Source organism: Gelidibacter japonicus, assembly GCF_010725055.1.
GTDB lineage: Bacteria > Bacteroidota > Bacteroidia > Flavobacteriales > Flavobacteriaceae > Gelidibacter > Gelidibacter japonicus.
The window spans coordinates 1-12,779 of record NZ_BJKB01000003.1 but is presented as its reverse complement, the minus strand read 5'-3'; the positions used below and the strand labels follow the sequence as shown (position 1 = coordinate 12,779).

At 38.8% G+C, this 12,779-nt stretch carries 6 protein-coding genes; 1 reads left to right on the top strand and 5 read right to left on the bottom strand.

From position 1 onward, the window contains the following. Positions 1–39 precede the first annotated feature (39 nt). The 3 genes from G6N06_RS04050 to G6N06_RS04040 all read right to left on the bottom strand — a co-directional run bounded on the left by G6N06_RS04050 (position 40) and on the right by G6N06_RS04040 (position 6,029). Positions 40–1,218: an exo-beta-N-acetylmuramidase NamZ family protein gene (locus tag G6N06_RS04050; protein ID WP_240337983.1), complete on the bottom strand. Its 1,179-nt coding sequence runs from the start codon at positions 1,216–1,218 to the stop codon at positions 40–42. A 119-nt stretch (positions 1,219–1,337) separates the two neighbouring features. Then, on the bottom strand, positions 1,338–2,825 hold the full coding sequence (locus G6N06_RS04045; RefSeq protein WP_163514790.1) for a SusD/RagB family nutrient-binding outer membrane lipoprotein: 1,488 nt from the start codon (positions 2,823–2,825) through the stop codon (positions 1,338–1,340). Positions 2,826–2,837: 12 nt separating this feature from the next. Beyond that, positions 2,838–6,029 carry a SusC/RagA family TonB-linked outer membrane protein gene (locus G6N06_RS04040; RefSeq protein WP_163514789.1) on the bottom strand — a complete coding sequence of 1,064 codons (3,192 nt, stop codon included), beginning with the start codon at positions 6,027–6,029 and terminating at the stop codon, positions 2,838–2,840. Between the two features lie 1,085 nt (positions 6,030–7,114). Here G6N06_RS04040 and G6N06_RS04035 point away from each other — a divergent pair. Beyond that, a complete protein-coding gene (locus G6N06_RS04035; protein ID WP_163514788.1) occupies positions 7,115–7,864 on the top strand; it encodes a DeoR/GlpR family DNA-binding transcription regulator in 750 nt (249 codons plus the stop codon). Positions 7,865–7,943: 79 nt separating this feature from the next. Here the strand turns inward: G6N06_RS04035 and G6N06_RS04030 are convergent, their stop codons facing one another. Together G6N06_RS04030 and G6N06_RS04025 are read right to left on the bottom strand one after the other, a co-directional pair. Next, on the bottom strand, positions 7,944–11,549 hold the full coding sequence (locus G6N06_RS04030; protein WP_163514787.1) for an ABC transporter permease/M1 family aminopeptidase: 3,606 nt from the start codon (positions 11,547–11,549) through the stop codon (positions 7,944–7,946). Between the two features lie 2 nt (positions 11,550–11,551). Beyond that, positions 11,552–12,427, bottom strand: coding sequence for an ABC transporter ATP-binding protein (locus tag G6N06_RS04025; protein ID WP_163514786.1), 876 nt, complete (start codon positions 12,425–12,427; stop codon positions 11,552–11,554). Positions 12,428–12,779 lie beyond the last annotated feature (352 nt).

Sequence of the window (12,779 nt, the reverse complement as noted above, 5' to 3'; positions counted from 1 at the left end):
CGTCGTTAAGTCCCTCCAAGTATAATGGTTAAAAATACTTCAATAGATCTTAATGTCTTCAAGCTGCAACTTATAATTTTTTAAATCTTCAAAATCATTCAATGCTTCCATAGAACCGTTTGTAGTGATCCAATGTCTTAATTTGTCTGTTCCGTTAATAATATCAATAGGTTCCTGCGTGTAATTATACTCGTAGGGTGGCTGAAGCCACTCAAAGTCATCTCCCAAATAATGATAGGTTTCCCTTATCAGAAATTGGCCAATACGCCAAGGTTTATATTTAGTCCGGTCTGTTATATGAAGTTGTAGTCCACCACACACCTGATCCATTTGCTTTTGAAATGTAGGAATGAAAGTTATAGGCCTCAGTATAAATCCCTCTAACTCTGATTGCTTTATTTTGGCTTCCAAATAACCTTTAAAAAATGAAAAAGGTTCAATTTTGGGATGACCCATAATTTCCAATGCTTGGGTGGTCCCTCTCCCTTCACTTAAATTAGTGCCTTCAAATAGAACGATGGCCGGAAACGTTAAGGAGCTTTCTGTTCGTCCCAAGTTAGGGGACGGTAAAAGCCAATGCAATCCGGTGTCATCAAAATACATATGACGATTCCAATGTTGCATTTTTATGACTTTCAAATTGGCTTTCTCCTTGGCCCAATAGGTTTGATGCATCAGCGCCACTTCACCAATGGTCATACCATGACGCACGGGAATTGGATGTCGGCCTATAAACGATTCAAATTGCAGATCTAATATATTTCCTTCCAGATCCACACCATTTAACGGATTTGGTCTATCCAAAACGATAATTTCAATCCCGCTATTGCTGCATTTTTCGAGAAGTAAAGTGAGTGTATAGATGTAGGTGTACATTCTACAGCCTATATCTTGTAGATCGACAAATAGGTGGTCAACACCTTCAAGCATCTCATCTGTTGGCACTCTAACTTCAGAATACAGTGAATATACGGGAATGTTAAAATAAGAGTGTGTATAATGATCTGTTTCAATCATATTATCCTGGGCATCTGTCGTAAATCCGTGTTGAGGACCAAATAATTTGATAAAGCGCGTACCAAAAATTGACTTCAACCTTACTGCAGCATGAACGAGACTGGAATCTACAGAGGCGTTGTGGGCCAATAAGGCGACATTCCCCCGAAATGTTTTTTGAAGGTGGCCATCCGCCACCAAAACATCAAGCCCTAGACTCACTTTTTTCAAAATATATGGATTATTCTTTAAACTGAGCATTATAAAAAAAGAGGTGAGAGCAATTAATGTCGTGAAATTTTAATTCCCTCACCTCAGTCATCAAACTAACTAAATTGATATTAATTTTTATCCCACCACATTCTTGTCAAAAGGCCATCGCCACCTTGTTGTTGAATTGCTTCCGCAAGCTTTTCTGGGTTATTCAACTTTTCAGAACCAGGATAAGGCAATCTTCTTGGAATTTGCCCATCTGTAAGTAAGGCTGCAACATTTGCAGGTACCAACTCAGGATAGCCTGATCTTTTCCAATTTGAAAATGTCTCTAGCCCGTTGCCAAAAGTGGCGACCCAATATTGCTCATTAATCATCTTCAATGCATCGGCCGGCACGAAAGGATTGGCTGCCAAATAATCATTGATCTGGCTTGTTGTAATCTCAACACCGTGCCCGTACAGAGAAAGGTATTGCATGGCCGCAGTGACCCCTGCGTTATAATGAGCCTCTACATTGCCACCGGCCAATCCCCAGCGTTCTGCCGCTTCTGCAAGCATAAATTCAACTTCAGCGTAGGTTTGGAAAAAGAGTGGCGCATCATAGATAATGATACCTGAGCCACCAAAAATGTTAATATTAGGTTTAGAATTTGCATTCCCACGAGTGGCGACATTAATGTCTTGACCCGATTGAAGCGCAAAGTCTGTATCGCCATCCACTGTGGAGAATAACACTGAAACCCGTGGATCATTCCGATCTTTCATATAATCCATAAGCGTCTTAGATATTTTAACTTGTGTAGCCGACCTTGAAGTAAAGCTTTTTGTAAGTGGGTTGACATTAGGACCACCATCATTGGCAGAGTTTTCGTATTGAGTAAAGGCAATATCATCATTACTTTCCATTACCCCGCCTGCAATCGCTTTGGTTGCCCAAGCCTTCGCTCCATCATTATCAACTTTCACCATTCTCATGGCCAAACGCAACATCAGTGAGTTGGCAAACTTTCTCCATTTATCCGTATCGCCGGCAAATAATAAATCGGCTGAGCCATAAGAGCTAACAGTGCCAGGACTTAATATTGCTGCAGAGCTCTCCAAGGTCTCCAACATATCTTTATAGATTTCGCTTTGTCTGTCGTATTTTGGAAACCGGATGCCTTCTATAAAGCCTTTTCCTGCTTCACTATAAGGAATATCTCCATAGGCATCTGTAAGCCTACTAAAGATAAGTACCCTTTGCACTTTGGCAATGGCCAAATCTACCGGTGCGGTAGGGCTCGTACTGTTAGCCAATTGCGTCTCTAGGTCCACAACGTTTTTTACAGTATTTGAGAACTGTTCTTCAAACAGCTGATGAGTATTACCTTCTTTGTATAGGAATGAAACATAAGAAGTGTTGTTAAGATGCTGGATATTCTGCATAAAATGGATCACGTTGTAAAATAAAGTTGCCACATAACTACTCCCACCCGTGTACAATTGAATGAATGTCAACTTTGTTGACGGATCTAGTTGTGTTGGTTTTGTGGGGTTGACATTGAGCTCCTCAAAACCTTCATCGCACGATCCAAACATGACGACTATTGCTAGTAAAATAAGTATTTTTTTCATTTTCAGTTTTTTTTAAAATTTAACATTTACAGAAAATCCATAGCTCCTGGTTGATGGAATACCGAATCTTTCAATACCCTGAGAATTCAAGTTGTTCAGTGCTGCCTCTGGGTCTACGTTATCAATATCTTTCGAAATGAAAAATAGGTTTCTGGCAATTAACGAAAGTCTTAAATCATTAATAAAAAGATCTTTCAAAACCTTTCTAGGAAGACTGTAAGAGAGGTTCAACTCTCTGAATTTGATAAAATCCGTACTATAAACAACCTCTTCAGAGATCCCTCTACTTTCTTCCAACATTACCCCATAATAGGTTCTTAAGTTTTCAGGGGCCACCGTCATGGTGAAGGGGTCGCCTGTTGCATTATCAATTCCTGAAACTACCAGTCCATTTTCACGGCCTTCCAATGTCTTTTTATGCAAGCCCCTTAACAACAGTTCTCTATTGGTACCAGAATGCACACTTCCGCCATATTTAGCATCGATCAAAAATCCTAAGGTCACATTTTTATATCTAAAAGAATTTGAGAATCCTAAGGTATACGGTGCTACCCCTTGTCCCAATATTTTGTTCTCTCCTTGAATAGGTTTTGGTATGCTACCCGTAATATCATACATGATGTTACCAGATTCGTCTCTTTTATAAGAAGAACCATAGATAACTCCGTAGTGCTCTCCCACTATATGTGAGATGATTGCGGTTCTGGAACGTGTTTGGCTACCATCAACGTTAATTGGGGTATCTTCTTCATCCGTACTGAGTATTTTACTATCGTTATACCCTAGATTGAAGGACGTATTCCATGAAAAATCATCCGTACGAATAGGTGAACCACCGATCAGCAACTCAATACCTTTGTTCTGTAGGGCACCAATGTTCAAGATTGATGATGTAAAACCAGAAGATTGAGAGGCTGCTGCCCTTACAATATCATTGGTAGTTTCATTTTGATAATAGGCCACATCCAAATTCAAACGGTTATTGAAAAACCTGCCTTCCAAACCAAACTCTGTTTCATCCTTTTGAAACGGCACTAAATTTGGATTGGGAATGGAATTCCCGTTCAGCTGACCAAAGGACTGCCCCTGGAATGATCCTGTAACGGCGTAATCCAGATTTAAGGCATAGGCATTTTGGGCACCACCAGCTACTTGCGCATAACTTCCTCTTAGCTTAAGATAATTAAATGCTGAAGGTAGATCAAAAGCCTCGCTAAGTAGCAAACTACCACTCAAAGACCAGTAGAAATCATTATTTGGAGTGTCTTTACCAGGATAAGAAAGTGTTGAGAACCAATCATTTCTACCCGTAAAAGTTAAATAAAAGAATTTATTGTAATCCACTTCAAAAGAACCATAAATAGAATTGGTCTTGGTTTTGAAATAATCATTCTTAGGCTCTGGCAAGGTAGTGTTATTGATATCCTCTAAACCAATCACAATAAATCCTCTTCCAAGGGCACTCAACTGTTCATAAGTAGAAGATCGTGTATTGGCACCAATGATGGAGTTTGTAGATATTCTATCCGTGATACTCTTCTCAATTCCCAACATGAAATCGGCATCAAATGAGGTATATGTCGCTTTTGACTGACTCATCTCACCACCTGGACGGTATGCTGTTCCGTAAGGTGTTACTGCTCTTCTGGCAAAATCATAGGTGTCTATACCTGCTCTACCCGTAGCATATAACCACTCGGTAATGTCATATCGCAAAACAGTGGATGCGGTTAGCCTATTCTTTTTATCGTCATTATTAAAATTATTGACCGCCCAATACGGATTGGAAATGAATTGGCTTGGCTGAAACAGAAGCTCTGTACCCTGCTCATTTGACCCTGGTTTTAAATCGTATATATCTAACGAACTAGGAAGCACATTAGCCACCGTGTTCGCATTTCCAGGTGTATCCCCTATGTTTATACGGTTATGTACTTTCTCAATAACATATTTCGCGTTAATGGTGGAAGTCAATTTAGGATTGATCTTGGCAGAAGCATTCAACGATAACGACTTTCTATTTAAAGTAGAATTTGGAAAAATATCGCTGTTATCCAAATTGGACATAGAAAAACGATAATTATAACCATCTCCACCTTTTGACAATGCCAAGGTATTGACGGCAGTTGTTCCAGTTTGATAAAACTTATCTAGATTATTACCCTTATAGGAATAGGGTCTTTTGACGCCGTCCCAATTATAAACCATTGAACCGTCCATCAAAGCACCCCACGATTGCAACGTACTGACAAAGGAGTCATCAATAGCATTTTCCATATTTGCAATTTCCACAGGATTATTATTGACATCAAATTCGTAACCAGGTTTCAATCCGTTATCACCCTGTCCATAAATGGTCTGAATGTCTTGAAGAGAGGTATTGACTCTGTCAAAAGTATACGAGCTAGAGTACTCAATTCCAAGATCCTGCTGGCCCTTACCGGATTTTGTGGTAATCATGATGACACCATTGGAAGCCAATGAACCATACAATGCCGCCGCAGAACTACCTTTTAACACCGAAATAGATTCAATATCATCTGGATTGATTGACGAAATATCATCTCCACCATCGCCAGTACCGTCATTGGTTGGTCCAACAACAGAGCTTTTGGTATTGTTAATCACAGGAATCCCATCCACCACATAAAGAGGCTGATTATTTCCTGTTAAGGAACTAGCCCCTCTAATCACGATTCTACTTGAACCTGCAGCTCCGGCACTAGTCGTAGATACGTTGACACCAGCAACCCGTCCTTGCAATGAATTAACCGCACTTGTTGTCTTTACTTGCGAAATCTCCTCACCATCAACTTGGGTCAAAGAATATCCCAGGGCTTTTGATTCACGTTTAATACCTAAAGCCGTTACAACCACTTCGTCTAAACTTGTAGCATCTTCTTCCATTCCAACATTTAGCTCTTGATTGTTGCTCTGGATACTAAACGAAACCGTCTTGTAACCAACAAAACTAAAAACGAGAGTTTTACCTTGTAGTGGATTGGCACTAGTAATGGTATATTTCCCATCAAAATCCGTGACACCGCCGTTTGAGGTGCCTTCAACAACCACATTCACACCTATTAACGGGATGCCGGTGGCCTTATCCGTGACTATACCTGATACTGATGCCGTTTGAGCAAACGAACTCTGCGCAACCAACAAAAATAACATGGCAATTAATTGATAACAATAATTTTTCATACAGTTAAGATTTAGTTAATTTTTAATAAAAATAGTAAAATAAATCAAAACACGCATGTTTTTCGCAAACTTATGCACGTTTAATGTTCTTATCACGAAAAACATCCCTTGAGATTTACATAAACTGCTCAAAAGACCAACCTTTAACGAAAATCTTTGTCCTATACAGCAAAACCCTGGGTTACCAAATTTATGGATTATGTTCTCTATCCATCAACAAAAAACCTGTCGGTTCACCGAAAAGCGGCGTCAAATCCTTATAACATAAATGGTTACCTGCAAAAACGACAACCTTAGCCCCTCCAGAATGGATCTAAAAAAAAAAAAAACATTGTCACGTAATACCAGAAAACCCAAAAACAAACAAAGGAAAAGATCTAAAATGGACAAACGTCCTGGATCACTAATGACACTCTTTATATCCAATGCCATTAAGTAAACTTGGCAAAAAAAAAGCGTTTCCACACCAGTTGAATAATACAGATCGGGGTTAGTCTCAAAAGACAGCTCAATTGGGAATAATACTCCCCGCATGCTAACCAACGCAATTAGTGAGGCCTTAAAATTGAATACGTTTTTGTTTTTTAATGTGATGGGCACTTCATCAAAAGAAAGAAAATCTTCAACCTTTTACAATCTATAGTCCTGAAAACCACAATCTTTCCAACCGTTTTCTGTTTGCCCCTCCAATGAATAACGGTCTGAAGCTGACTCCAACTTTCTAAGTCCCCTAAATATTATATAAATGACAACCAATACCATGACCAATAAAATGCGAAAACAAAATCGGTAGAAGAGTATCCGAGCAAAGCTGGGTTACATAAGTGTGCAATGACCGCACCCCAGCTTCCTGGCGTATTGTATATAGCCATAAGAATTAGCATCTCCGCAAGATGTGGGTTGAAATAATCGGTTAGAATTACCTATAATTCACTATTTTAGCGAAATTTTACAAATTACCACCTTGTAGTGTGTAATATTTTATTACATTGTGCGCTATTTGTTATTGAAACATGCATCATTTTGCATATATTTATATAATCTTCTGCACTTGGATTTAATTTAGTTAGAAAATATTAGTTTTCATGAAGAAAAAAGAGCGTCAGCAAAAAATAATTGATGAAGTCAGTATCAATAGAAGAGTGAGTTCTAGTTTTTTGTCGGAGAAACTTAAGGTATCTGAAGATACCATAAGAAGGGATATTAAGGAATTGGACGACCGGGGCCTTCTTACCAAAGTACATGGTGGTGCCATCTCTACCATTCAAAAGCTTTATCATTATAATGAAGACATTATTTATAATAGAGAAAATAAAGTGCGAATTGCCCTTAAAGCGATCAACTTAGTTGAGGATGGGATGGTAATCATAATGAGCGGAGGTACCACAAATTTAATGCTGGCCAAAATGCTGCCTAAATCCTTGAAAGCTACCATTTACACATATAGCTTGCCCATAGCCATGCAGTTAACGGAGCATCATTCAATTGAAACCATCTTTATAGGAGGCAAAATCCATAGAAGTTCCATGGTCACCACCGGAATTGATGTGATTCAATATTTATCAAGCCTAAGAGCCAATATCTGTTTTATTGGTGTGAGTGCCTTGAGTCTTGAACAGGGCGTCACTGATGAGGGCTACGAAGTTTCATTGGTTAAAAAAGCCATGATAAACGCCTCACAGCACACGGTCTTTTTGGCGACTTCAAATAAATTAAATTCAATACTCAATTACGATGTCTGTAGTATAAATGACATTGGCACTGTAGTCACCGATTATGATCCAAACGATCCTAAAATTAAAGACTATAAAAATGCCGGCATCAACCTAGTGTAGCTGTCGTTCAATATTGTTTAGGTGAAACCATAAAAGCGAGGATTTCCCTCGCTTTTATGGTTTATATATTTAATATGTTTTACTCTTCCACTGTTTTTAAATTGTCATCAGAGTTCCGATCAATCAGTTTGTTATAAGGATCAATTCCCGCTTTTAAGGGTTTTTTATCCGTAATGACAGTGAAGGTATTATCTCCAGGATCCAACCATTTCAATTCAAAATACAACGGGTCTTTAATGGTAACTCCATCGTCATTGATAATATCTTCGCCAAACAAACCAATATCAATTAAGTTTTTCTTGTCGTCTACCCTATCTTCCCTGCCTTTGTCGTCATAATAGATTTTTTTGGAATTCACCGTAAACGTCGTTTCCCATTTTCCATTGTCCAAAGCTTTGGTTTTGGCAGTCATCACTCTGTTTTCATATAATACGATCTCTTTAAAACCATCATCAACTTTATATTTCAATGAATCAGGGGTAACCGCATATAGTGCCTTGTACAAATCTTCAGAAGTTGGATAAAAGCCCTTCTTATTATATTTGAATTCTTCCAAAAAGCTCTTCAGCCCGCTATTGACCACGTCCTCCCCCATTACATCTTGTAGGTCATACATAATCATAGAGCCCTTTTCATACCAAATATAGCCGCCGGTTTCGACATTCATTAAGGTACGTTCTGGTTTAAAACTAAATTTTCTGCTCCCTAAGTAAGTGTCCAGTGAGTTTTTTAAAAACGACTTGATCCCATTTTCACCATATTCCTGTTTCATGGTCATTAATGATGCATATTCAGCCAAAGTCTCTGAAATGATATTGGCTCCAGAGGTTTTACTTGGCGTCACAATATGTCCCCACCATTGGTGAGCCACTTCGTGAGAGGTAATTCTAAAGGCATAATTGTAACTGTCTGCTTTTGAAAAATCAGCTGCAAATCCGAAATCTTCAGAATATGGGATAGTGGTTGCAAAAGATTGGGCAAATGTGGAATGTGCAGGGAATTCTATTATGCGAATGACCGAATACGGGTATTCCATGAAGTTTTTGGAATTATAGTCCAACGCAATTTTCACCCCTTTGATAAAATATTCCAGATTCTTTGTATGCTTTGGAGAATGATAAATTTCTATAGCGACTTTCTTTCCACTTGGTGCCGTCCAGTTATCCCTTTCGATATCATAGGCTGCGGAAACGAAATTGAAGAAATAATCCGTTTTTTCTTCCAGTTTATACTGAAAATAGCTTCTTCCATTCTCTTCCCATTGCTTGGTAAGTGTTCCGGGTGCTACGGCTGTTTGCCCTTTTGAAGTGCTCAATACAGCTTCGAAGTTCAGATAATCAGCATCTTCGTTAAACAAGTTTTTCTTTAAAGCTAGGCTATCCGTTCTCGGTGGGTATAAATAATCGAGCTTTTCCAAACCATATTTTTTACGAACGCCATTGTCGGATAAAGTCCGTTCGTAATGAAAGGAAGGAAAAATCGCGTCCCTAAAAAATGTACCATTGTCTAATATCGCAGTTTCAGAATCCATAGAGAATCCATGCGTGTTCACTTTTGTTTCAATGACCAAAGACGCAGTTTCCTTTGGTTGCAAGCTTGTTGGTAATTTGTAGATGAACATTCGATAGTCGTCATCCTCCAAAAATGGTTTTAATTCGGCACCGTTATAGACCACTTTAGTGATTTTTGTATCAGCTATTGGAAATTTGATTTCCATTAACAGTGTATCAATAGGGACTTCGTAATTATTAATGACCTTGAATTCACCTTTGGCCTCTACGCGCCTGTCTTCGGGAAAAATATCAATAAAAGCTTTAAGATCGGTTACCTGAATATGCGGCTGATCAATATATTTCCCATATTTCTTTTCAGCATCGGCATTAAGTTTTTGACTGTAATTGCCATCTTCCAATTGGTTCAATACTTTCAAGTTGTAGTAACTATAAGCACCCACTGAAACAAATGCCAGAATAAAGAACAGCATCAGTCCCAAAATTCTCCCGCTAAAACGCTGTTTAGCGATTTGCAAACGTTCCTTGGCCGAAGACAAGAAGCCACGGTTCCAAAAAACAATTCCAACAACTGCCAAAATACAAGTCAATAAGATCCAATAAAGGTTCAACCAGAATTTTCCATACAAATAGTGTCCAAAGCCATTTAAATCACTTATAAAACCACCGGGTGTACCGCCAAAAATGACCAATGGATTGGATGTTTTAAACGCCAATGCCAATAAGATAGGTAAACCGACATAAATAATTATGACGATAAAATGTCCCAAAAACTTATTATTCACCAACACGTGAATAAAAAATGCCAAAAGCACGGTCATTATATAAGAAGGGAAGACACTTGTGAAATTATAGGTCAGGTACATCCCCAATTCATAATGGAAGTAGCCATTAAAAGTTTGGTACAAAACGCCAACGACCACATTGAGCAAGGTCAACACCACTGCCACGCCAATAAGCGAAATAATCTTGGAAAGATATAAAGTGATATTGCTGACAGGTAAAGCGTCGTAAAATTCAAAGGTTTTATTCTGCCTGGTCCTATGAACCGCTTCCCCTGCATAAATCACTAAAATGATGACAGAAAACAACGACAATCCACCTGAAATTTGCATCACCATATATCGTGTCAGCGGCAAGGACGGCGTACCGTAGGTTTGATTGGATTGGTAGGCAATAAATCCTGCAACGATAATTCCCATGACAATCAAAATGACAAAAACGGTTTCTTTTACAATCGATAGAAACTCAATTCTACTCAAGGACAATAGGTTTTCCCGACGCGCTTTGGCATTAAAAACTTGAGTGATGTTGGGGATAAAAGAAGAAGGTACGTAGGCCTCCTTGCTTTCTTTTGTCGATTTCTGCTTAGCACTGGTCAAAAATCCTTTGTATGAAAATTTAAATAAAGTGAAAAAGAAAATCGCAAAAGCAATACCTAACCACAATAAGCGGTTGAGTCCAAATTTGCCCGATAGTGACAACTGGGTATGATTGAGCTCGTCCACAGTCCAGTACTTTGTGAGATAACCATGGGCAGTTTCTCCAAAAGGATCCACATACACACTTAACCAATCGGTATCTAGCCCAGACAACAATTGCCCTGAGGCGATGGTCAGGATGAGAATAACAATCCCCCCTAAATACAAGATGGACATACGCTTAAAAAACGTCATCAAACAAAAGAACAAACTGCCTATAAAAAAGGCATTGAACGTTAGCAGATAAACAAAAGGCAAGACATACGATGTGAGATTAAAAGATGTATAAACGCCATAATCCGGTCGTTCCAAAAAAGCACCAATACTGAAGCCAATCATCGCACCGATAACGGCGCCCATATTCATAATCGTAACAATGGTAAAACTGCCAAAAAACCGCCCAAGAATATAGTTTATTTCCGAAATAGGAAAGGTGAAATAGGTTTGTGCGGTTTTATGCTCTTCGTCCCGATAGACTGCAACGCCCATGATTGCGGCATAAAAAAACAGACTTATAATACTCATACCACCCAGAACTCCTACGATGGCGTTAGGGCTATTGGTATATTGGGCCGTAACAGAATCGGCAAAAACACTTATTAAAAGTGGTATCAGGAACATCAGAAAAATGTAGATGTAAGTGGCTGGACGTCTTAACCGATATTTCAGTTCAAATAAGAAAATTTCCTTCATGATTATACGGTTTGAGGTTGGTTAATACTGAAGAAGTAAAAATCTTCCAAATTGTTATTGACCACTTCAAAACCGTCTCCAGGGTGAACATCGCTATAGATATTGACGTTCATATTGCCACTTCGCAAATAGGTAGAAAGCACGGTATATTCTGATTGGTATTTTTCAATCTCATTCTTTTCGATGCGTTTGCGATATATTTTGTCGTTCAACGACTCCGATAATTCTTGCGGGTGTCCCTGCACTACAACTTGCCCCTCATTAAAAACCGCCATATTGGTACACAAGTTGACGACATCATCCACAATATGGGTGGATAAAATCACCACGGCATCCTCGCCCAACTCACTTAACAGATTATGAAAGCGATTGCGTTCCAAAGGATCCAATCCAGCGGTGGGTTCATCCACAATAATTAATTTAGGATTTCCGATCAAGGCTTGGGCAATCCCAAAACGCTGACGCATCCCACCAGAATAATCGCCCAAATTCCGTTTTCTGAATTTGTAGAGATTCACCTGATTTAAAAGATCGGCCACATAGGCCTTACGATCATTACTGCTATGAATGCCTTTGATCTTGGCGATATGGTTCAACATCATTTCTGCAGACACTTTCGGATAGACTCCAAAATCCTGAGGCAGATAACCCAGCACCTTCCGCAACTCTTCAGGTTGATTAAACACATCAATCCCATCAAAGGCAATCGTACCACTATCGGCAACCTGCAAGGTGGCAATGGTACGCATCAAAGTCGATTTACCGGCGCCGTTGGGTCCTAAAAGACCAAACATTCCTTTTTGAATTTCAAGATTGACATTATTTAAAGCCTGTGTCCCGTTAGGATAGGTTTTATTCAGGTTTTGGATAGAAAGCATAGTTATTTGTTTAGAAAGTTATTGGTTTAATGATATTAGTAGCTTTTTTTAAAATTTGTTACAATGTAAGCTTTTTTAAAAGTTTAGAAAGGAGACAGATGTCTTATAGTTGAGTTTTCTTAGGATGTAATTTCTCTTATTTTCAAAACATGCGCCCTAATTTCAAGTGCTTCGCAACTTATACATTTTTAACCATCAATGGAATAAAAAAAGCCCACCATAAAGGAGGCCACTGAAAAAGTCCCCTTAAAAATATTGGGGTAAAAAGAGATAAAAAGGAGTGTAAACCGTAGTGTTTTCACTCCTTTTTTCGTATCTTTTTTACTGATTAACAAACACTTGGATATGTTAT